Here is a 20,227-nt window from a genome sequence, read left to right as displayed (position 1 = left end):
CTAGGCCCCCCGCGTAACCCCCCTTGGGGCACATTGGGGGCATGAGGGGCAAGAGGCTTTGGCTTCTCCTCTTGGGCTGGCTCCTCGCCCTGGCCCTAGCCCCTAGGCCCAGCCTGGCCTGCTGGGGCCCCTACTGCGTTCCCCCGGGCTCACACTCTTTTTCCTGCTTTGTGCGCTCACCTACTGCCGAAAATTTCCGCTGCAACCTTTTGCCGGGGCCCCCATGCTGGCGCAAGCCAGCATGGGGTGGTATCACACCCCGTACTCCCGGCGGAGCCGCGTAATCCGGGCCTGGGCGATGGAGCGGCGGGGGTCCTGGGGGGGTAGCCTCTCCAGGAGGGCTTCCCACACCTCCAGGTCCTCCCCCAGGCGCTCGGCCAGGAGGAAGAGGTTTTCCGTGTCGCCCTGGGCCAGCACCGCCTGCCTCAGGGTTTCCTCCAGCTCCAGGCGGAGTTCTTCCACCCCCGGGGCCTGGCTCCAGGGGAGGAGGGGGCCTTGGTAGCGGGCCAAGGCCTCCTTCAGGTCCCCCCGGGAGAGGGCCTTAAGGAAGGCCCCGAGGTCCGAGGGGGGAGGGTTTTCCAGGCGGTAAGGGGCACAGGAGATGCGGAAGCCCCTTTGCCGCAGGCGGTGGAGGAGGACCTTCAGGGCCCCCAGGTTGGGCTCCCCGTAGAGGGCCAAAGCCAGGGCCTCCCCCGGAAGGCCCTCCCCGTGGGCGAGGAGGAGGGCCAGGGCCTCCGTGCCCCGGGGGCCCAGGGAGGGGAGGGGGCCTCCCCCGAGGAAACGGAGGAGGGGGGCTTCCGCCTGGCCCAGGAGGAAGGCCCGGGCCTCCGGGCGGAGGGCGGGGGCGAGCCTGGGGGCCAGGGGGTCCTCCACCCCCACCCCGAGGGCCTCCAGGCGGGACTCGGAGAGGAGGGCGTAGAGGGCCCCGTCCTCCCGCAAATGGCCGTGGGCGGCGAGGAGGTGGGCCGCGTCCCCCGCCACGAGCCCCCGGGCGAGGAGGTAGAAGCCCCAGGGCCACCCCTCCCGGGGCAGGAAGGCCCAGGCCCCCTCCAGGAGGAGCCGGGCCTCGGGGGGGTCCAGGGCCAGGGCCCCGAGGACGAGGAAGCTCGCGAGGTTTTGCGGCTCCAAGCGGGGGAGGAGGCCCCGGAGGAGGTTTTTTGCCCGCTTCGGGCTTCCCCGGAGGAGGTGGGCCAGGGCCAGGGTGTGCCCCGCCAGCATCCGCACCCCCGGGAAGGGGTGGGGCAGGAAGGGCTCCGCCTCCTCCAGGACCTCCAGGGGGGGCAGGGTGCCGAAGAAGAGCTCCAGGCGGAGGTGGTGGAGGACGTTCCAGGGGGAAGGGTCCCTGAGGCGGGCGAGGGCGGCGTGGCCCAGGGCCTCGGGCCGGCCCAGGCGCTCCAGGGCCACGGCCAAGGCCAGGTGGATCCGGGCTTCTGCCTTGGGGTCTCCCCGGAAGCGGCGCAGGGCCTCCTCCAGGGCCAGGGCCCCCGCCCTTGGGGGCAGGGCCAGGCCCAGGTGGTAGAGGGTGAGGGGGGTCTGGGCCCTTTGGGCGGCCTCCAGGGCCAGGGCCCGGTAGGCGGCGAGGTTCCCCTTGCGGCCCTCAAGAAAGCCCAGGATAGCCAGGCGCTCGGCTTCCAGGAGGCCTTCTTGGGGGCTTTGGAGGAGGGCTTCCGCCTCCTGGTCCTGGCCCCTTTCCAGGAGGCGGAGGGGAAGGGGCTCCATGGGAGCAGCCTACTAGCTTACTCCTTCCCCGTTTGTGCGGGGCGCCCTGTGCCGCCCTAGTCCGCCTTGGCGTCGGGGAGGAGGTTTTCCGCCTCCCGCACCCTTGGGAGGAGGTAGCCGGAAAGCCCCCAGAGGACCCCCAGGCTCCCGAAGAGGAGGAGCATGAGGGCGATGCCCTCCCCTTGCCCGTACCGGGGGGCGAAGACCCGGTCCGCCAGGGGGCCTGCCAGGACCATCCCCATGGGGTTGGCGAACCAGGCGATCATGCGCCGGGCGGCGAAGACCTTGCCCTGGACGGAAAGCGGCACCTTGGCCTGCCAGATGGCCTGGTTGGACCCGTTGAGCACCGGGATAAATAGGCTTTCCAGAAAAGCCAGGGTTGCCCAAGCGCCAGGACCCTCCACCACCCCCATGAGGGCCAGGGCCAGGCTGGAGAAGGCCATGCCCAGGAACACCCCGTGGACCCGCTTCTTGGGGCCGCCCCACACCGAGAGGAGAAGCCCCCCCGCCACCCCGCCAAGCCCCGCGGCGGAGCGCACCAGGGCCAAGGCCGCCTCCGACATCCCCGTCTTGGCCAGGACCATGGCGGGCAGGACGGTGACGGCCAGGGTGCTGAGGAAGTTGATGCCGAAGAACATGAGCTGGAGGCCGAGGAGAGGGGGCCTTTCCAGGATGAAGCGGAAGCCGTAGAGGGCTTCTTCCCTTAGGGAGGTCCTGGCCCCGGTCCGGGGCGGGGGGCTGGGGATGGGCACCAGGAGGAGGGTGAGGACCGCGGCGCCCGCTCCCAGGAGGTCCAGGGCGAAGATGCCCCCAAGGCCCAAGGGCTTGAGGAGGGCAGCTGCCAGGACGGGGGCGCCCACCCCGGCCAGGGACTCCGCCAGGCTCATCATGCCGCTGGCCCGGGCGTAGTCCCTCTTCTCCAGCATGGCGGAAAGGGCGGCGGAGAGGGCGGGCCAGTGCAGGCTGGAGAGGGCCCCCGTGAGGGCGGAGACCAGGTAGAGGGGCCAGACCTCGAGGCGCCCCAGGAGGAACAGGAGGAGGAGAAACCCCGTGGCCACCCCCCCGCCGAGGTCCGCGGCCAGCATGGCCCACTTCCGGGGGTAGCGGTCCACCAGGACCCCCGCCAGGGGGGAGAGGAGGATGAGGGGCAAGAAGTGGAAGAAGCCGAGGAGGGAGAGGGTGGTGGCCTGGCCCGTCTTCCCGTAGGCGTAAAGGGTAAGGGCGAACCAGGTCATCTCCCGGCCCAGAAGGGCCAGGGCCTGGCCCAGCCAGAGGAGGCGGAAGGCGGCGAAACCCTGCATGGGCTCACTTTTCCTACCCCTCTACTCCAGTCGCAAGGGGAGATTTAGAGTAGAAACATGCCTTTCCAGGTGGAAAACCCCTTAGCCGCACGCCTCCTGGCCGATCCCGAGATGGCGGTTTGCCTCAAGCCCTTTATGAAGGGCCCGGCTGCGGTGAAGGACCTGGCCCAGGCCCGGGGAATCAGCCTGCAAAGGGCCCACTACCGGGTGGGGCTTTTTCTGAGGGCGGGGCTTTTGCGGGAGGTGGGGCGCCTGCCCCGCCGGGGGAGGCCCGTCCGGCTTTACCGGGCGGTGGACACGGACTTTCGCATTCCCCGGGAGCTGGTGCCGGAGAGGGTGATGCAAGCCCTCGAGGGCGCCCAGAGCTGGCAGGAGGAGTGGCAGAAGGCCCTGGAAGCCCACGATCCCGGCTACGGGGTGGTCTTGCGGGTCTTCCTCAACCCGGAGGGGCTGCTGGTGTTCGGGGCCGAGGAGGAGCCCGACATCCTGGCCGAGGACTTCCCTCCCCTAGTGAACCTCTGGAGCGCCGGGCTTTACCTGAGGCGGGAGGAGGCCAAGGCCCTGCAGCGGGAACTGCTGGCGCTTTACCACCGGTACGCCGCCCTGGCGGAGGCCCGCAAGGAAGAGGGCCAGGCCCGCTACCTCCTCCACCTGGGCCTGGCCCCGGCGCCTTAGGCCTCGCCCTTCAGGATGGCCTCTATCTTCTCCAAGGCCTCCTGGGGCAGGTCCACCCCGGCGGCCCCCAGGCTCTCCCGGATCTGCTCCGGGCGGGTGGCCCCGGTGATGGCGCTAGAGACCCCGGGAAGCCTCAGCACCCAGGCCAGGGCCAGCTGGGTGCGGGTGAGGCCCAGCGCGTCCGCCACCTCCTTGAGCCTCAGCACCTTCCTCCGGTTTTCCTCGGTGAGGTAGCGCTCGCCGAACTGGGGGTAGCGGGCGAAGCGGCTTTCCTCGGGGATGCCCTGGTCGTACCGCCCCGTGAGCATGCCCATGGCGAGCGGGCTCCAGACCACGAGGCCCATCCCGAAGCGCTCCGCCTCGGGGAGGATCTCCCCTTCCACCCTTTCCCGGTAGAGCATGGAGTACTGGGGCTGCTCCACCACGGGGGGGTGGAGGCCATTCGCCCTTGCGAAGGTCACCGCCTCGGCGATCCTGGCCGCGGGCCACTCCGAGGTGCCCCAGTAGAGGGCGTAGCCCTTCTCCACGATGGTGTGCATGGCGTGGACGATCTCCTCCATGGGCACCTCGGGGTCAAAGCGGTGGGCGAAGAAGAGGTCCACGTAGTCGGTCTTGAGCCGCTTGAGGCTTTTCGTGATGCTCTCCAGGAGGTGCTTGCGGCTCAGGCCCCGGTCGTTCACGTCCTCGGACATGGGCCAGTAGGCCTTGGTGGAGAGGACCAGGGTGTGCCGGGGGAACTCCTTGAGGACCTCCCCCATGACCTCCTCCGCCAGGCCCTTGGCGTAGACGTCGGCGTTGTCAAAGAAGTTTACCCCGCCCTCGTAGGCGATCTTGACGATCTCCCGGACCGTCTCCTTGTCCTTCACCGCGTCCCCGAAGGTGACCCAGGCCCCCAGGGAGATCTCCGAGACCTTGAGGCCCCACTGGCCGAGCTTCCGGTAGCGCATGGCGCCCATAGCCCCTGAAGTCTACCCCCTCGGGCCGGGATTGACCAGCGGGTCAGTCCCCCTCCACCTCCAGGACCCCCGCCGGGGCCTGGAAGCCGATCCGTTTGTGGGTGCCGTCGCAGAAGGGCTTGTTCCCCGAGCCCCCGCAGCGGCAGAGGAAGACCCGGGGGCGCTCCAGGACCTCCTCCCTTTCCCCCACGCGCACCACGAAGCGTTTTCCCTCCACCCGGATGGGGCCGTTTTCCAGAAACTCCAGCCGCATGCCCTCACTTTACCGGAAAAGCCCAGGGTTCCTCCGGTTCATGGTATGCTCTCCGGCAAGCATGAAGCGCCTGCTTTGGGTCTTCGCGTGGTTGCTCGGCCTAGGGTTCCTGCTTGGGGTCTTGGGCGGTCTGGGCGGCTACCTCTACCTGCGCTCCTCCCTGGCCCAAGGGGAAGGCCGCATCGCCCTAAAGGGGCTTTCCGCTCCCGTGGAGGTGGTGCGGGACGGCAAGGGGGTGGTCCGCATCCGGGCGGGGAGCCTCGAGGACCTCTTCTTCGCCCAGGGGTTCGTCCACGCCCAGGAGAGGCTCTGGCAGATGGAGTTCCAGAGGCGGGTGGGCCAGGGGCGCCTGAGCGAGGTCCTGGGGGAGGCCACGCTTCCCCAGGACCGGTTCCTGCGCACCTGGGGGTTTTACCGGGCGGCAAGGAGCGCCTACGAAAGGCTCTACCCCGAGGAGAGGGGGGTGGTGGACGCCTACGTGGCCGGGGTGAACGCCTTCTTGGCAAGCGGCGCCCCCCTGCCCCCGGAGTTCGCCCTCCTGGGCTTCCGCCCCGAGCCCTGGACGGGCCCCGACGTCCTGGTCTGGGCCAAGATGATGAGCTATGACCTCTCGGGAAACTGGGAGGAGGAGCTTTTGCGCCACCGCCTCCTCGCCCGGGGGGTCTCCCCGGAGAGGCTCCTTGAGCTCATGCCCCCCTACCCGGAAGACGCCCCCACCATCCTCAGGGCAGGGGACCTGGGGCTTTCCCTCAAGCGGGAGGAGGCCCCTTCCGCCCTCCTCCGGATGGCCCCGCCCCGCCTCGTGGAGGCCAGCAACAACTGGGTGGTTTCGGGTAGCCGCACCGCCACGGGAAAGCCTTTCCTCGCCAACGACCCCCACCTGGGCCTCCGGGCCCCAAGCCTCTGGTTCCTCATGGCCCTCGAGGGCCCGGGGCTCAGGGTGATCGGTGCCTCCTTACCGGGCGTTCCCGGCATCGTCATCGGCCGGAACGACCGCATCGCCTGGGGGGTGACCAACGTGGGGGCGGACGTGCAGGACCTCTACCTCCTGGAGGACGTGGAGGGGCGGGGCTACCGCTACCGGGGCCGGGTCGTCCCCTACGGGGTGCGGGAGGAGGTCATCCGGGTCAAGGGGGGGAAGGAGGAGGTCCTCAAGGTGCGGGAGACGGTCTACGGCCCCGTGATCACCGACGCCCTGCCAGACCCCCCAAAGACCCCCATGGCCCTCCGCTGGGTGAGCCTGGACCCGGAGGACCACATCCTCATGGCCTACCTGGGGGTGAACCGGGCGGGGAACTGGGAGGAGTTCAGGAAGGCCCTGGAGGTCTACTCCGCCCCGAGCCAGAACTTCGTCTACGCGGACGTGGAGGGGAACATCGGCTACATCGCCCCCGGGAAGTTTCCCATCCGCAAGGAGGGGCACACGGGCATGGTGCCGGTGCCGGGGAACGGGGAGTGGGACTGGCAGGGCTACCGGAGGCCCGAGGAGTGGCCCCAGGCCTTCAACCCCGCCAGGGGCTACCTCGTCACCGCCAACCACAAGGTGACCCCTAAGGGCTTCCCCTACGCCCTCACCTATGACTGGGCCGAGCCCTACCGGGCGGAGCGGATCCTGGAGCTCCTCCGGGCCAAGGAGAGGCTTTCCCTCGAGGACATGAAGGCCATCCAGCAGGACCAGAAGAGCCTCCTCTACCGGGACTTCCGCCCCGCTTTGGAGCTCCTTACCCCCCTTTCCGAAAGAGCCCGCACCTGGCGGGAGCGGCTTCTCGCCTGGGATGGCACCATGGCCCCTTCCTCCCAGGAGGCCTTGGTCTTCGCCCTCTGGTACACCGAGCTCACCCGGCTTCCCCAAAGGGAGGTGGGGGAGGCCTACTGGGACGAGCCCCGCTACCTCCTGAAGGCCATGCGCCAGGGGGACAAAAACTGCGACCAGCCGGAGACCGAGTACCGGGAATCCTGCCTGGACTTCGCCGCCCTGGCCCTAGAGCGGGCTTTGGACCGGAAGGAGGCCCTGGGGGCCAGGACCTGGGGCGAGGCGCACCGGGCCACCTTCCCCCACGCGGTCCTCACCCACACCCCCCTCAAGCGCCTCTCCGACCGGAGCGTCCCCTTCGGCGGGGACCGGTACACGGTGAACGTGGGCCCCTTTGACCCCGCCACCTTGCGCATGGACCACGGGCCCAGCTACCGCCAGATCGTGGACCTTTCGGACATGGAAAACTCCCTCTTCGTCCACCCCATGGGCCAGTCGGGCCACTTCCTCTCCGGCCACTACGCCGACCTCCTGCCCCTTTGGGCCCGGGGCAGCTACCTGTCCATGCGCTTAGCGGGGGAGGGCAGAACCCTCCTCTTGGAGCCTGGGCGTTAGCCTTTCTCCCCCTCGCCGTTTTCCAGGCTCTGGAAGCGCTCCAGCACCTCCCGCACCTTCTCGTGCACCCAGTAGGCCTTGCGGCCGAAGAGGAGTTCTATGGCCTCGTCCACCTCCTCCACCGCATAGAGGTGGAAGCGCCCGGCCTCCACCGCCTCCACCACCTCTTGCCGCAGGGTGAGGTGGGGCAGGTTGGCCTTGGGGAGGACCACCCCCTGGGTACCGGTGGGCTTGAGGGCCTGGCAGACCCGGAAAAACCCCTCCACCTTCTCCGCCACCCGGCCCACGGCGAGGACCCTCCCCGTCTGGTCTATGGCCCCGGTGACCGCCAGGTCCTGCCGCAAGGGGAGCCCGGAGATGGCGGAGAGCACCGCCAGAAGCTCCGCCAGGCCCGCGGAGTCCCCCTCTATCCCCCCGTAGCTTTGCTCGAAGACCAGGCTCACCGTGGCGGAAAGCGCCCCCACGCTGGCGTAGGTGCCGCGGAGGTACCCCGCCAGGGTGAGGACGGCCTTGTGGAAGACCTGCCCCCCTAGGCCCACCTCCCGGTCAATGGAGAGGATCCCCTCCCGGCCGGGGCCCGCCTGGGCGGTGATGCGCACGGGGCGGCCCGTGGGGAAGGGGCCCTCCACCACCACCAGGCCGTTCACCTCCCCCACCCGTTCCCCCCGGACCTCCAGGGCCACCACCCCCTCCTTCAGGTCCTGGAGGTAGAGCTCCTCCTCGAGGCCGAACCGCCCTTCCCGGGCCCGGATGGCCCCCTCCACCACCGCCCGGTCCAGGGGGCGGCCCAGGGCCGAGGCCTCCCGCGCCAGGTCCAGGAGGCGGTAGAGGCGGGCATCCAGCCTCTCCCTATGCCCTGTCCAGCGCCGGGCCTCGTCCGCCAGGGCGGCCAGGCCCTCCGGGGTGAGGGCCACCCCTTCCTCCTCCAGAAAGCCCCCCAGGTAGGCCACGTTCTCCTCCGTGTAGGGGATCTCCGGGCTGAACTCCACCCGGAAGGGGAAGAGCTCCAAAAACTCCTCGTCCTCCTCCAGAAAGGCGATGACCTCCGGCGGCCCCACCAGGAAGACCTGGGCCCTGAGGGGGGCCGGCTTGAGCCTCGGGCCCTTCACCTCCGGCCTGGGCGCCAGGGGCTCCACCTCCCCCGTGGCCAGGGCCCGCTTCAAGAGGACATAGCTTCCTAGCTCCCACACCCGGTGGGCCTCCAGGACCAGCACCCCGCCCAGGGCGCGGTGCAGGGCCCCGGGGCGCAGGAGGCCCAGGTGGGTGAAAAGCGCCCCCTCGCGCACCTCGTACTCCAGGTGGCCGAAGAGCCTTTCCGGGCTGGGGTTGGCCTCGTAGACCACCCGCGTCCCCCCCTCCACCAAGAGGCGGGGCAGGAGCCTTTCCAGCGCCAACTCCTCCTCCAGGGCCGCGGCCCGGAGCAGGGTTTCCAGAAGCCAGTCCAGGTAGCGTCCCGCCTCGGGGAAGCGCCCCTTGAGCTCCTGGGCCTTGGGCAGGAGAAAGCGCTCGGCGAAACCGCGCCGGAGGGCGGCCACCTCCGCCTGGGCCTTCTGCTTCGCGTCCACATAGGCCAGGACCGTCTCCTCCAGCTTGGCGGACAGTTCCGGGGGCAGGGGGCCTTTGCCGGAAAGGCGGAGGCCCTCCGCCTCCTCCAAGAGGGCGAAGCCGTAGCCCTCCGCCTCCTGGGCCAGGGCCTTCAGCAGGGCTTCCGCCTCCTTCTCGTAGCGGGCCTCCACCAGGTTCTTGGCGTAGAGGAAGCCCCGTTCCCGGAAAAGCCCGGGGGTGAACTCGGCGAAGAGGGCCTCCACCCCCTCCACCAGGGCCCTGCCCTGTCCCTCGGGCAAAACCAGGGGGAAGGCCTCCTCCCCCAAGGGGAGGTAGACCAGCTCGCTTTTGGGGAAGGGACGGCCTTCCAGGTAGGCGAGAAGCCGCCTGCGCTTGCCAAGCCCGCTCGGACCCACCAGGTAGCCGTGGCCCCCCTGGCGGAAGGCGGCCTCGAGGGCCCCCAGGGCCCGCTCCTGGCCGAAGAAGGGGGGAGCGGGCTTGGGGGCGATGGGTGGGGTGGACCAGCGTAGGGCCAAAACCCGCATCGGGTTCACTATACCCGGACCTTTGCCCCGGGGGCTTGGGGTAAACTACCCGACAAAGGGGGATTCCATGGTCAAGGTGGAGGTGCTGGGGATGATTCTCGCGGGAGGGCAGGGGAGCCGCCTTTACCCCCTCACCGCCAAACGGGCCAAGCCCGCGGTCCCCTTTGGGGCCAAGTACCGCATCATTGACTTCGTCCTCAACAACTTCGTGAACTCGGGCATCTACTCCATCTACGTCCTCACCCAGTTCAAGGCCCAGTCCCTCACGGAGCACATCCAGCGCTACTGGCGCTTCGGGGCCTTTTTGGAGGACCACTTCATCCTCCTGGTCCCGGCCCAGATGTACCGCTACGAGGAGCTGGGGCCCGTGTGGTACCGGGGGACGGCGGACGCCATCTACCAGAACCTCCACCTGGTGCAAAACCACGCCCCCGAGGCGGTGGCCGTCTTCGGGGGGGACCACATCTTCAAGATGAACGTCCGCCACATGGTGGAGTACCACTACGAGAAGCGGGCGGACATCACCCTGGCCGCCTATCCCGTGCCCTTGGCCGAGGCTTCCCGCTTCGGCGTCCTCCAGGTGGACCCGGAGTGGCGCATCACCGAGTTCCAGGAGAAGCCCAAGAGCCCCAGGCCCATCCCCAACAAGCCCCACCTGGCCTTGGCCTCCATGGGCAACTACATCTTCCGCACCGAGGCCCTCTTTGAGCTTCTGGAGGCGGACGCCAAGGACGAGGCCTCCAGCCACGATTTCGGCAAGGACGTGATTCCCCGGGCCCTAAGGGAAGGGTACCGGGTCTATGCCTACGATTTCCACCGCAACCCCATCCCGGGGCAGGAGGGCCCAAACCTCTACTGGCGGGACGTGGGCACCCTGGACGCCTACTTTGAGGCCAGCATGGACCTGGTCAAGGTCATCCCCGAGTTTGACCTTTACAACCCCGAGTGGCCTCTCCGCACCGCCAACCTCTTCAGCCCTCCCGCCAAGTTCGTCCACGAGACCGGGGAGCGGGTGGGCCGGGCCCTCAACAGCCTCCTGGCGGGGGGGGTGATCGTGAGCGGGGGGACGGTGCGGGAGTCCGTCCTCTTCCGCCGGGTGCGGGTGAACTCCTACAGCCTGGTGGAGCGCTCCGTCCTCTTTGACGACGTGGAGGTGGGCCGTTACTGCCGCATCAGGAACGCCATCGTGGACAAGAACGTGAGGATCCCGCCCCACACCGAGATCGGCTATGACCTGGAGCAGGACCGCGCCCGGGGCTTCACCGTGACCCCGGAGGGCGTGGTGGTGGTGCCCAAGGGCTACCGCTTCTAGCCATGGAAAAGCACCCCGGCAAGCTCTTCTACCGGCTTTCCCGCCTCCTCCCGGAGGAGGAGCTTCCCCTGAAGCGGAAGCCCAAGGCCAAGGTGTACGCCAATCCCCTGGAGACCCAGGCCCTGCCCCCCTTCCGGGAGGAGGGGGGGCCGCCCCTCTTCCGGGCCCTGGCCCACCTCCGGCCCACCCTGCCCGAGGTGGGGGCGGCTTTGACCCTGAAGGACCTCTCCCAGGTGTTCCATCCCCTGGCGGAGCGGGGCGGGAAGCGAGGCTTCCCCTCCGCGGGGGAGTGCTACCCCCTGGAGGCCTACCTGGTGGTGCGGCGGGTGGAGGGGGTTTTCCCGGGCATCTACCACTATTTCCCCAAGGAGCACCAGCTCTTCCAGATCGCCAGCAAGGTGGAGGATGGGCCTTGGTCTGAGGCCCTGTTGGGCCTGTCCTTGGAGCGGGCCGCCGCCCTTTTGGTCCTCACCCTGGTCCCGGAGCGGAGCGAGGCTTTGTTTGGACTTCGGGGGTACCGCTATGCGCTTTTGGAAGCTGGCTACGCCACGGGCCTGGTCCTGCTTGCCGCCATCGGCCAGGGGCTTGTCGCCTACCCGGCGGAAACCTTTTATGATGAGGACGTGGCCCGGCTTCTGCGCTTGCCCGAGGGGGAATACCCGGGAGTGGTGGTGATTTTGGGGCGTTAGGCTAAGGTATTTGGGAAGGATTTATGGCGCGGATTCTCTTGGTGGAGGACGATCCCCAGGTGGGGGAGCTGGTGAAGCGGTTCTTGGAGAAGGAAGGGGTGCGGGTGGACTGGGTGCGCACGGGGAAGGAGGCCTTGGCCGGGGTGGAGGAGGGCAAGCCGGACCTGGTGGTCCTGGACCGGGGCCTGCCGGACCTCGAGGGCCTGGAGGTCCTGAAAGGCCTCCGGGACCGGGATCCCCTTATCCCGGTGCTCCTCCTCACGGGGCGCACCGACGAGGACAGCCGGGTGGAGGGCCTTCTGGAAGGGGCCGACGATTACCTGGGCAAGCCCTTTTCCCTGAAAGAGCTCCTGGCCCGCATCAAGGCCCTTCTGCGCCGCTCGGGGAAGGAGGGGAGGAGGCGGTTCGGGCCTTTGGAGCTGGACCTGGAGGCCAGGCGGGCCTATCTGGAGGGAGCGCCCCTCAGGCTTTCCGCCACGGAGATGAACCTCCTCTTGGCCCTGGCCCAGACCCCGGGCCGGGTCTACACCCGGGAGGAGCTTTTGGAGAGGGTCTGGGGCCCGGAGTTTGAGGGCTCGGAGCGGGTGGTGGACGCCTACATCCGCCTCCTCCGCAAGAAGCTAAAGGACGATCCCCGGATGCCCCGCTTCATAGAGACGGTGGTGGGGCTTGGGTACCGCTTCCTCGGGGAGTGAGGTGGAGGCGGTCTTCGTCTACGGGACCCTCAAACGGGGGGAGCGGAACCACCCCCTGGTGCGTCCTTACCTGCACCGGGTGCTTCCCGGACGGGTGGAGGGGTTTAGGCTCTACCATTTCCCCCCGGGCGGGGAGCGTCCCTACGCCTACCCCGCCATGGTCCCAGGGGAGGGAAGGGTGAGGGGGGAGGTCCTCTTCCTGGACCCAGAGGCCCTTCCCCTTTTGGACGCCCTGGAGGGGGAGGAGTACGGGAGGGAGCGGGTCCGGGTGGAGACCCCGGAAGGGGTGGTGGTGGCCTGGGCCTACCTTTACCGGGCCGACCTGGGGGAGGCCCTGCCCTTTCCCGGGGAGACCTGGGAAGAGCCCTTCCCTTGATGGGGTATCCTGGCCTCATGCGCGTGCTCCACGTGGCGCCCGAGGCCTACCCCCTGGTGAAGGTGGGGGGCCTGGCGGACGTGGTGGGGGCCCTGCCCAAGGCCCTAGGGCCCCTGGGGGTGGAACCCTGGGTCCTCCTCCCCTGGCACCGGGGTCTGGAAGCCCGGAGGGTGGGAGGGGTGGCCTACCGCTTCGCGGGAGAAGAGGGGTGGGCTTCCCTGGGGGAACGGGTGGAGAGAGGGGTGCGGTTTCTCCTCCTCCAGGTGCCCGGGCTTGACCGGGAGCGGGTCTACGGCTACCCAGACGACGCCGAGCGCTACCTGCGCTTCGCCCTGGCGGCGGCGGAGGTGGCCCGGGGCTTTGACCTCCTGCACGCCCACGACTGGACCGCCGCCCTCCTGCCCCTCCTCGCCCCCGTCCCAAGCGTCTACACCATCCACAACCTCGCCCACCAGGGCCTTCTGGACCCTGCTCCCTTCTTCCACTGGACCGGGCTTCCCTGGAGCCTTTTCCATATGGAGGCCCTGGAGTTCTACGGGAAGGTCAACCTCATGAAGGCGGGCATCGTGTTCGCCCGCTTCGTGACCACGGTGAGCCCCTCCTACGCGGAGGAGATAAAGACCCCGGAGTTCGGCATGGGCCTGGACGGGGTCTTGCGCAAGCATGCGGGCAAGCTCTTCGGGATCCTGAACGGCCTGGACACCGAGGTCTTTGACCCGGCCAAAGACCCCTACCTCCCCGCCCCCTATTCCCGGGAGGACCCCTCGGGCAAGGCCCGGGCCAAGGAGGCCCTGCGGGAGCGGACGGGGCTCTCCTCCCCCCTGCTCGCCTACGTGGGCCGCCTGGATGCCCAGAAGGGGCTGGACCTCCTCCTCCAGGCCTTGCCCCGACTCCTGGAGCTCGGCTTCAGCCTCCTGGTCCTGGGGGTGGGGGAGGAGGGGCTGGCCCGATCCCTTAGGGAAGCGGAGGCGGCCCACGCGGGGCGGGTGCGCTTCGTGGAGGCTTACGAGGAGGCCCTGGCCCGCCTGGCCTACGCCGGGGCGGATGCCCTTTTGGTCCCCAGCCGCTTTGAGCCCTGCGGCCTGGTGCAGATGATCGCGAGCCGCTATGGTACCCCGCCCGTGGCCCGGGCGGTGGGTGGCCTGAAGGACACCGTGGAGGACGGCAGGACGGGGGTACTTTTTGAGAGCTACCACCCGGAGGGCCTCCTCTACGGCGTCTTGCGGCTTTTTCGCCTGGGGCCGGAGGACCTGGGCCTGAGGGCCATGGCCAAGGACTTCTCCTGGTCCCGCTCCGCCCTCCGGTACCTGGAGGTTTACCGCCAGGCGCTGGGCTAGGATAGGGGGATGATGCAGGACCTCAAGGCCAAGGCCCTGGCGGGGGACGAGGAGGCCCGGGCCCTCCTGCACTTCCTCCGCCTCCTCCGGGCCAAGGAGTACCAGGCGGCCAGGGCCTATGCGGAGGGGTTCCCCGAGGGGCTAAGGGAACGGCTTCTCGCGGGCCTGGCCCAACTGGAGGAGGCCCCGGAGCGCTTGGAAGACCCCCTCTTCGCCGCGGAGAAGGAGGTGGTCCTGGGGGTGAAGGCGGTGGGGGAGGGAAGGCGGGGGGAGGCCGAGGCCCGCTTCCGCCAGGCCCTGGCCCTGGACCCGGAGCACCACCGGGCCCTCAGCAACCTGGCCAACCTCCACCAGGAGCGTGGGGAGCTGGAGGCGGCCCTGGACCTCTACCAAGAGGCCCTGAGGCTGGCCCCGGAAGACCCCGTGGTCCACGAGAACCTGGCCGCCCTCTACAAGAAGAAGGGGGACCTGGACAAGATGGTGGCCCACATGAAGCGGGCCACCCGGCTGAAGATGCGCCCCCCTTCTTCCCTAGACCCCCTCACGGGCCAGGCCCGGCGCCCCTTCCGGGTGCCCCTCTGGGTCTGGGTTTTCCTCCTCACCCTCATCGCCTACCTTCTCCTCAAGAGACCTTAGGGCCCGGTCCAAGGCGGCCACGGACCTCCCCTCGGAGAGAAGCCGGCGCCAGAGGCGCCCCCCGGGCTGCCCCCGGAAGAGGGAGAGCATATGCCTTAGGACCGCCCAAGGGGGCGTGCCCCTCAGGGCCTCCTCCTCCAGGTAGGCCCGCATGCGCCGGGCCACCTGCAGGCGGGTCCTCCGCCCCTCCAGGCCGAACACCTGGGGGTCGGCCTCCGCCAGCACGAAGGGGTCCTCGTACACCGCCCGGCCCATCATGACCCCGTCCACCCGCCTCAGGTGGGGCACCGCCTCCGCCAGGGTGCGGATGCCCCCGTTCAGGACGAAGGTGAGGTGGGGGAAATCCGCCTTCAGGCGGTGGACCCACCCGTGGCGCAGGGGGGGCACCTGCCGGTTGGCCCGGGGAGAGAAGGTGAGAAGGGCGGTGCGGGCGTGCACGATGAACACCCTCACCCCCGCTTCTGCGAAGCGCGCCACCGTCCCCGCGAGGGCGGGATAGGTCTCGCGCCCCTCGAGGCCCAGGCGCATCTTCACCGAAACCGGAACCCGCACCGCTTGGGCCATGGCCGCGAGGGCCTCGGCCACCCGCACGGGGTCCAAGAGGAGGCAGGCCCCGAAGCCCCCCGCCTGGGCCCTTTCCGAGGGGCACCCCAGGTTGAGGTTGATCTCGTCGTAGCCAAAGGCCTCCCCAATCCGGGCGGCCTCGGCCAGGCTCCCGGGCTCGGAACCCGCGAGCTGCAAGGCGATGGGGTGCTCCTCGGGCCGGAAGAAGAGGAGGCGCTCCCGGTCTCCCCGGAGGACCCCCTGGTCCACGGTCATCTCCGTGTAGAGCCGGACCCCCCGGCTCACCTGGCGGACCAAGAAGCGAAAGTGCCGGTCCGTCCGGTCCACCATGGGGGCCACGGCGAGGCGGAAGTCAGGCACCCCTTAGGACCTCCTCCGGGGCCAGGGGTTTGGGTTCGCGGAAGGCGATCTCCTCCCACGCCCCCTCCTCCACCACCTCGAGGCCGGGGTTTTGGGCCCGCAAGCGCGCCACCAACTCCTGCACCAGGTCCTCGGGGGTGCTGGCGGCGGAGGTGATGCCCACGCTCCGGGCGCCTTGGAGCCACTCCTCCTTTAGGTCCTGGGCCCTCTCCAGGTGGTAGGCCCGGCCGGTGAGGCTCTGCGCCAGTTCCAGAAGGCGCATGCCGTTGGAGGAGTGGGGGCTCGTGAGGACCAAAAAGAGGTCCACCTTGGGGGCGATGCGCTTCACCGCCTCCTGGCGGTTCTGGGTGGCGTAGCAGAGGTCCTTGCGCGGGGGCACCACCAGCTTGGGGAAGCGCTTTTTAAGGATGTCTAGGGTGGCCAGGGTGTCGTCCACGCTTAGGGTGGTCTGGGTGAGGACCACCACCCGCTCGGGGTCGGGCACCTCCACGGTGCGGGGGTCCGCCAGGCGGGGGTCCTTGCCCGCATGGGTGTGCACCGCCACCAGGATGGTCCTTTCCGGGGCCTCCCCGTAGGTGCCCTTCACCTCCTGGTGGTCGGCGGAGTCCCCCACCAGGAGGATCCAGTACCCTTCCCTGGCGTAGCGCCGGGCCTCGGTGTGGACCTTGGTCACCAGGGGACAGGTGGCGTCCAGGATGGTTAAGCCCATCTCCGCCGCCTGGCGGCGCACCGCCGGGGGGTGGCCGTGGGCGGAGAAGACCAGGGTGTTGGCGAGCGGCCTTCTGCGGCGGAGCTCCTCCACCTCGGAAAGGTCCTCCACGAAGTGGACCCCCTTGGCCTTGAGGCGCTCCACCACGGTGCGGTTGTGGACGATCTCGTGGTAGACCACGAGCTCCCCCTTCGCCTTCAGGGCCTCCGCCCAGCGCTCCACCGCCTCAATGGCCATGACCACCCCGGCGCAGAAGCCCCTGGGCCGGGCCAGATAGAGGCGCTCAAGCCCCCCCATGCCCCCCATTCTAGGCCCCGGCCTCGTTCCCCTCCGTGGCCTGGGCCAGGAGCCGCTCGGCCACTTGGCGGGCGAAGGGGGTCTGGGCCCTCGCCAAGGCCTTCCGGGCCGTTTCCCGCCCCTTGCCTCCCGGCCGGAAGCCCTCCTGGGCCAGGGCCAGGAGGGCCAGGGCGGTGGCGGGGAAGGGAAGGCCTGCCTTTTCCAGGAGGCCCAGGCCCTCCCCGTAGCGGTGCAGCGCCTCCCGGTGGGCCCCCTTAAGGAGGGCCTGGCTTCCCTCCTGGAAGGCCCGGGCCGCCCGCAAGAGCCCGTCTTCCGGCCCCAGGGGCTCGCCCGCCTCTGCGGAGCGGTAGGCGGCCTCCAGGAGCTTTTCTAGGGCCAGGCTCCGCTCGGGCTCCGGGAGGAGGGGGGAGTACCCCTCCAGGAAGAGGGGGGCGAACCAGGAGAGGCGGAGGGGCTTTGCGAGCCGGAAGGTTTCCCCCTGGGCCTCCACAGCCTCCCCCAGGGCCCGGAGCAAGGGGACGAGCCGGGGAAAGCGGGCCCGCACCTCCTCCCGCTTGGCCTCTTCCCGGAGGGCCAGGAAGAACAGGAAGGCCCTTACTCCTTCCACGCCTCCACTTCCTTGTACTGCACCAAGGCGGCGAAGAGGGGAGAAGGCCCCTCGGCCACGGCGAATTTCACGTCCACCAGGACCACGTCCTCCGGGAGTCCTTCCACAAAGCGGTTGAGCCTTTCTTGAAAGATGTCGGGGTCGTTCCCGGTGATCAGTTTGAACCGCATCCCCTGCATGGCCCCATTATGCCTGGCGCTCCACCAAGGCGGTGAGGAGGTCCTGCAGGCGGCGGGCGGCTTCCCCGTGGGGGAGGCCCGCCAGGGCCGGGGCCAAGGCGGCCTTCCCCTCCGCCAGGAGGCGGTGCGCCACCTCCTTGGCCCAGGCCACGGCCCCGGAGGCGAGGAGGCTTTGCCAGAGCCAGCGCACCTCCTCCTCGGGCTTGGCCTCCCGGGGAAGCCCGAGGAGGGCCCTGGCCCTTTCCCGCGCCTCCCCATCCGCCCCCTGGAGGAAGCGGATGAGGATGAGGGTGCGCTTGCCCTCGTAGAGATCCCCCGCCTGCTCCTTGCCGTAGGCCCTTCCCCCTTCCAGGTTGAGCACGTCGTCCACGATCTGGAAGGCCACGCCCAGCTTGAGCCCGGCCTCCTCGTAGAGGGGAGGGGGTTCCCGTCCTGTAAGGAGCGCCCCCAGGCGCAGGGGGGCCACGGCGGTGTAGTAGGCGGCCTTGTGCGCCACCATGTGGAAGTAGTCCTCTGGGGTGAGGTCCAGGCGGCCCGAGAGGGTCCAGAGTAGGTCCAGGTGTTGTCCGTAGGCGGTGCGGCGCACCACCTCGTAGAACTCCCCCAGAACCCTTGGGCTGAGGGCGCCAGCCCGCAGGCCTTCCCAAAGGAGCCCCCACATCTCCCCGTGCAGGGCATCCCCTGCGTTTAGGGCCAGGGGCATGGGGTAGAGGCGGTGCAGGGCGGGCCGTCCCCGGCGCTCCTCCGAGCCGTCCTCAATGTCGTCGTGGACCAAGACCCAGTTCTGGAAGAGCTCCAGGGCCGTTCCCGCAAGGAGGGCGGCTTCCCACGAAGCCCCGTGGGCCAAGGCCGAGTAGACCGTAAGGAGCCCCCGGAGCATCTTGCCGCCGCGGCTGGGGTAGTCCTGAAGGAGGGCCTGGTACTGGGGATCGGGGTGGGCGAGGTGGGCGAGAAGGCGGGCCTGGAGGGCTTTTCTCACTTCCTCGGGCGGGGGCGTCATGCTATACACTTTAGGCCATGCGCGGCTACGCCCTGGGCCTTCTCGCCCTCAACGTGCTCACCCTCCTTTGGGGCACCACCTTCGTGGTGGTGAAGGGGGCGGTGGGGGAGATGGCCCCAAGCCTCCTGGTCTTTCTCCGCTTCCTCTTGGCCAGCCTCTTCTTCCTCCCCTGGGCCTTGCGCTTGCCCCGGGGGGTGTGGGGCCCGGGGATGGAGCTGGCCTTCTGGCTCCTCCTGGGCTACGCCTCCCAGGCCATCGGCCTGGTGTACACCTCCGCCAGCCGGAGCGCTTTCATCACCGCGCTCAACGTGGTCCTCGTGCCCCTCCTCTTGGGCTTGGCCGGGCGGCGGGTGGGTCCGGTGTGGCTGGCCGCGTTCCTGGCCTTTTTGGGCGTGGGGCTCCTCTCCTACGACCCCCGCCAACCCCCCCTCAACCTGGGGGACCTCTGGACCCTCCTCACCGCCCTCACCTATGCCCTCTACATCGTGCGCCTCGAGGTCCACGCCAAGAGCTTCCCCTCCTTGCCCCTCACCGCGGTGCAGGTCTTCGGCACCGCCCTTCTGGCCCTGCCCTGGTCCCTTTGGGAGGGGGCTTCCTGGGAGGGGGTGCCTTGGGGGGCGGTCCTCTACCTGGGCGTGGCGGCCACCGCCCTCACCACCTGGCTCCAGACCTGGGGACAGCGGTACGTGCCCGCGCCCCAGGCGGCCATCCTCTACACCATGGAACCGGTCTGGGCCACCCTCTTCGCCTTCCTCCTCCTAGGGGAGAGGCTTGGGCCTGTGGGCCTCCTGGGGGCGTTCCTGGTGATCCTCGCCACCTGGCAGGCTATCCGCCGATCCCCAGCATGACCCGCTTCCTCATGGTGGGCAGGGTGTTGCCGAAGGCGGGCTTGCGGTTCGTGGCGATGAGGATGGCGTCCACCAAGGCTTCCACGGGCTCTTCGGCGGCGAAGGCCCAGGCGATGTCCATCTCCAGGTCGGTGAGGAGGCAGGGCCTAAGCTTCTTGTCGGAGGTGAGGCGAAGCCTAGAGCAGTTGGAGCAGAAGGGCTCGGTGACCGGGTTGATGAAGCCCAGGGTACCCTGGGCCCCGGGGATCTTGAAGACCCGGGCGGGGGAGGTGGGGTCGTGGGGGACGGGCTCCAAGGGGCCGTAGACCGCTTCAATCCGCTCCCGGGTCTCTTTGCCGGGGACGAAGCGGCGGCGGTACTCCTCGGGGTCGGAGTTGTCCAGGTGCATGTACTCTATGTAGCGCACGTGCAGGGGGCGGTCTAGGGAAAGCCGGGCCAGGGGCACCACCTCCTCCTCGTTCATGCCCCGAATCACCACCGCGTTCAGCTTCACCGGGTGGAGCTCGAGCTCCAGGGCCTTTTCTATGGCCTCGAGGACCCGCTCCACCTTCCCGCCCCGGGTGATGCGGGTGAAGACCTCCGGGGTTATGGCGTCCAGGGAGATGTTTACCCGGTTGAGGCCAGCCTGGACCAGCTCCTCGGCCCGCTTGGCAAAGAGGAGCCCGTTGGTGGTGATGGCCACATCCTCGATGCCCTCCTTGCTCCGTGCCCGCTCGATCATCTGGGGGAGCTCTTTGCGCACCAAGGGTTCCCCGCCCGTGAAGCGGACGGCGGAAAGGCCAAGAAGGGAGGCGGCCTCTAGGAAGTGGTCTACCTCGGCGACGGTGAGGGTGCCGGGGGGCTCGGCCATCTCCAGGCCCAGGGGATGGCAATAGAGGCAGTGCAGGTTGCACCGGGGGGTCACGGAGATCCGCAGGTCCTTGATGATGCGGCCATAGTTATCCAGAAGCTTCATGCTGGCCCCCTTGGGGGCACTATACTACCCTGGCCCATACCCCCACAAGGTGCCTTAAAAGACAAACCCCCCCAGGGGTTGGCCTGGGGGGGCGAGGGTTGGAGCGGGAGACGGGACTTGAACCCGCGACCCCGACCTTGGCAAGGTCGTGCTCTACCGACTGAGCTACTCCCGCATGGAAAAATCCCCCGCACCGACCTACTCTCCCAGGACCCTGCGGTCCCAGTACCATCGGCGCTGGCGCGTTTCACTTCCGTGTTCGGAATGGGAACGGGTGGTTCCACGCCGCTATGGGCACGGG

At 69.3% G+C, this 20,227-nt stretch carries 20 protein-coding genes, 1 tRNA gene and 1 rRNA gene; 9 read left to right on the top strand and 13 right to left on the bottom strand.

Annotated elements, in window-relative coordinates:
* Window positions 1-252: 252 nt before the first annotated feature.
* Both ACYQ0J_RS09480 and ACYQ0J_RS09475 read right to left on the bottom strand, forming a co-directional pair.
* Entirely contained in the window at window positions 253-1,719 is a 1,467-nt protein-coding gene (locus ACYQ0J_RS09480) for a hypothetical protein (protein ID WP_460171905.1), read from the bottom strand.
* 56 nt (window positions 1,720-1,775) lie between these two features.
* The gene (locus ACYQ0J_RS09475; protein ID WP_460171904.1) at window positions 1,776-3,020 is read right to left on the bottom strand and encodes an MFS transporter; all 1,245 of its coding nucleotides are present in this window, start codon (window positions 3,018-3,020) and stop codon (window positions 1,776-1,778) included.
* Window positions 3,021-3,077: 57 nt separating this feature from the next.
* Here ACYQ0J_RS09475 and ACYQ0J_RS09470 point away from each other — a divergent pair, with 57 nt between their 5' ends.
* Window positions 3,078-3,695 carry a hypothetical protein gene (locus tag ACYQ0J_RS09470; protein WP_460171903.1) on the top strand — a complete coding sequence of 206 codons (618 nt, stop codon included), beginning with the start codon at window positions 3,078-3,080 and terminating at the stop codon, window positions 3,693-3,695.
* Here the strand turns inward: ACYQ0J_RS09470 and ACYQ0J_RS09465 are convergent.
* On the bottom strand, window positions 3,692-4,651 hold the full coding sequence (locus ACYQ0J_RS09465) for an aldo/keto reductase family protein (RefSeq protein WP_460171902.1): 960 nt from the start codon (window positions 4,649-4,651) through the stop codon (window positions 3,692-3,694). The two genes, ACYQ0J_RS09470 and ACYQ0J_RS09465, sit on opposite strands and share 4 nt — an antisense overlap.
* Before the next feature lie 43 nt (window positions 4,652-4,694).
* Complete coding sequence (locus ACYQ0J_RS09460; protein ID WP_460171901.1) at window positions 4,695-4,904, bottom strand: CDGSH iron-sulfur domain-containing protein; 210 nt, start codon at window positions 4,902-4,904, stop codon at window positions 4,695-4,697.
* Window positions 4,905-4,965: 61 nt separating this feature from the next.
* Between ACYQ0J_RS09460 and ACYQ0J_RS09455 the strand changes: the two genes are divergently transcribed.
* Window positions 4,966-7,272, top strand: a complete 2,307-nt coding sequence (locus ACYQ0J_RS09455; RefSeq protein ID WP_460171900.1) for a penicillin acylase family protein — start codon at window positions 4,966-4,968, stop codon at window positions 7,270-7,272.
* Here ACYQ0J_RS09455 and ACYQ0J_RS09450 read toward each other — a convergent pair.
* Window positions 7,269-9,362, bottom strand: coding sequence for an AAA family ATPase (locus tag ACYQ0J_RS09450; RefSeq protein WP_460171899.1), 2,094 nt, complete (start codon window positions 9,360-9,362; stop codon window positions 7,269-7,271). The genes ACYQ0J_RS09455 and ACYQ0J_RS09450 overlap by 4 nt on opposite strands.
* A gap of 67 nt (window positions 9,363-9,429) precedes the next feature.
* On the opposite strand from ACYQ0J_RS09450, the gene glgC reads away from it, so the two are divergent.
* The 6 genes from glgC to ACYQ0J_RS09420 are packed head-to-tail and all read left to right on the top strand — an operon-like array spanning window position 9,430 to window position 14,407.
* A complete protein-coding gene (glgC, locus tag ACYQ0J_RS09445; RefSeq protein WP_460171898.1) occupies window positions 9,430-10,674 on the top strand; it encodes a glucose-1-phosphate adenylyltransferase in 1,245 nt (414 codons plus the stop codon).
* Between the two features lie 2 nt (window positions 10,675-10,676).
* Entirely contained in the window at window positions 10,677-11,363 is a 687-nt protein-coding gene (locus ACYQ0J_RS09440; RefSeq protein ID WP_460171897.1) for a SagB/ThcOx family dehydrogenase, read from the top strand.
* A gap of 23 nt (window positions 11,364-11,386) precedes the next feature.
* Window positions 11,387-12,058 carry a response regulator transcription factor gene (locus tag ACYQ0J_RS09435; RefSeq protein WP_460171896.1) on the top strand — a complete coding sequence of 224 codons (672 nt, stop codon included), beginning with the start codon at window positions 11,387-11,389 and terminating at the stop codon, window positions 12,056-12,058.
* A gap of 1 nt (window position 12,059) precedes the next feature.
* Window positions 12,060-12,434 (top strand): gamma-glutamylcyclotransferase family protein, encoded by a 375-nt coding sequence (locus ACYQ0J_RS09430; RefSeq protein ID WP_460171895.1) that lies wholly within the window; start codon window positions 12,060-12,062, stop codon window positions 12,432-12,434.
* A gap of 17 nt (window positions 12,435-12,451) precedes the next feature.
* Window positions 12,452-13,771, top strand: a complete 1,320-nt coding sequence (locus tag ACYQ0J_RS09425) for a glycogen synthase (protein ID WP_460171894.1) — start codon at window positions 12,452-12,454, stop codon at window positions 13,769-13,771.
* Window positions 13,772-13,780: 9 nt separating this feature from the next.
* Window positions 13,781-14,407 (top strand): tetratricopeptide repeat protein, encoded by a 627-nt coding sequence (locus tag ACYQ0J_RS09420; RefSeq protein ID WP_460171893.1) that lies wholly within the window; start codon window positions 13,781-13,783, stop codon window positions 14,405-14,407.
* On the opposite strand, the gene dusA is transcribed toward ACYQ0J_RS09420, so the two are convergent.
* Genes dusA through ACYQ0J_RS09395 form a run of 5 tightly spaced genes read right to left on the bottom strand, consistent with a single transcriptional unit; the run spans window position 14,303 to window position 18,123 of the window.
* Complete coding sequence (gene dusA / locus ACYQ0J_RS09415) at window positions 14,303-15,331, bottom strand: tRNA dihydrouridine(20/20a) synthase DusA (protein WP_460171892.1); 1,029 nt, start codon at window positions 15,329-15,331, stop codon at window positions 14,303-14,305. The two genes, ACYQ0J_RS09420 and dusA, sit on opposite strands and share 105 nt — an antisense overlap.
* Window positions 15,324-16,346: a 4-hydroxy-3-methylbut-2-enyl diphosphate reductase gene (gene ispH, locus ACYQ0J_RS09410; RefSeq protein ID WP_460171891.1), complete on the bottom strand. Its 1,023-nt coding sequence runs from the start codon at window positions 16,344-16,346 to the stop codon at window positions 15,324-15,326. The genes dusA and ispH overlap by 8 nt, the downstream gene beginning before the upstream one ends.
* Window position 16,347: 1 nt before the next feature.
* Complete coding sequence (locus ACYQ0J_RS09405) at window positions 16,348-16,944, bottom strand: hypothetical protein (RefSeq protein ID WP_460171890.1); 597 nt, start codon at window positions 16,942-16,944, stop codon at window positions 16,348-16,350.
* Window positions 16,932-17,123, bottom strand: coding sequence for a hypothetical protein (locus ACYQ0J_RS09400; protein WP_460171889.1), 192 nt, complete (start codon window positions 17,121-17,123; stop codon window positions 16,932-16,934). Before ACYQ0J_RS09400 ends, ACYQ0J_RS09405 begins: the two co-directional genes overlap by 13 nt.
* Window positions 17,124-17,130: 7 nt before the next feature.
* Window positions 17,131-18,123 carry a polyprenyl synthetase family protein gene (locus ACYQ0J_RS09395; RefSeq protein WP_460171888.1) on the bottom strand — a complete coding sequence of 331 codons (993 nt, stop codon included), beginning with the start codon at window positions 18,121-18,123 and terminating at the stop codon, window positions 17,131-17,133.
* Window positions 18,124-18,140: 17 nt separating this feature from the next.
* On the opposite strand from ACYQ0J_RS09395, the gene ACYQ0J_RS09390 reads away from it, so the two are divergent.
* The gene (locus ACYQ0J_RS09390) at window positions 18,141-18,971 is read left to right on the top strand and encodes a DMT family transporter (RefSeq protein WP_460171887.1); all 831 of its coding nucleotides are present in this window, start codon (window positions 18,141-18,143) and stop codon (window positions 18,969-18,971) included.
* Here ACYQ0J_RS09390 and moaA read toward each other — a convergent pair.
* From moaA to rrf, 3 genes are all read right to left on the bottom strand, one after another.
* The gene (gene moaA, locus ACYQ0J_RS09385) at window positions 18,949-19,926 is read right to left on the bottom strand and encodes a GTP 3',8-cyclase MoaA (protein ID WP_460171886.1); all 978 of its coding nucleotides are present in this window, start codon (window positions 19,924-19,926) and stop codon (window positions 18,949-18,951) included. The genes ACYQ0J_RS09390 and moaA overlap by 23 nt on opposite strands.
* A gap of 99 nt (window positions 19,927-20,025) precedes the next feature.
* A tRNA-Gly gene (locus ACYQ0J_RS09380) sits at window positions 20,026-20,101 on the bottom strand.
* Between the two features lie 10 nt (window positions 20,102-20,111).
* A 5S ribosomal RNA gene (rrf, locus tag ACYQ0J_RS09375) occupies window positions 20,112-20,227 on the bottom strand.

The organism is Thermus sp. FJN-A (genome assembly GCF_054655095.1).
Note: the sequence above shows the minus strand (reverse complement) of the source record. Positions and strands in the feature narration are given on the sequence as shown.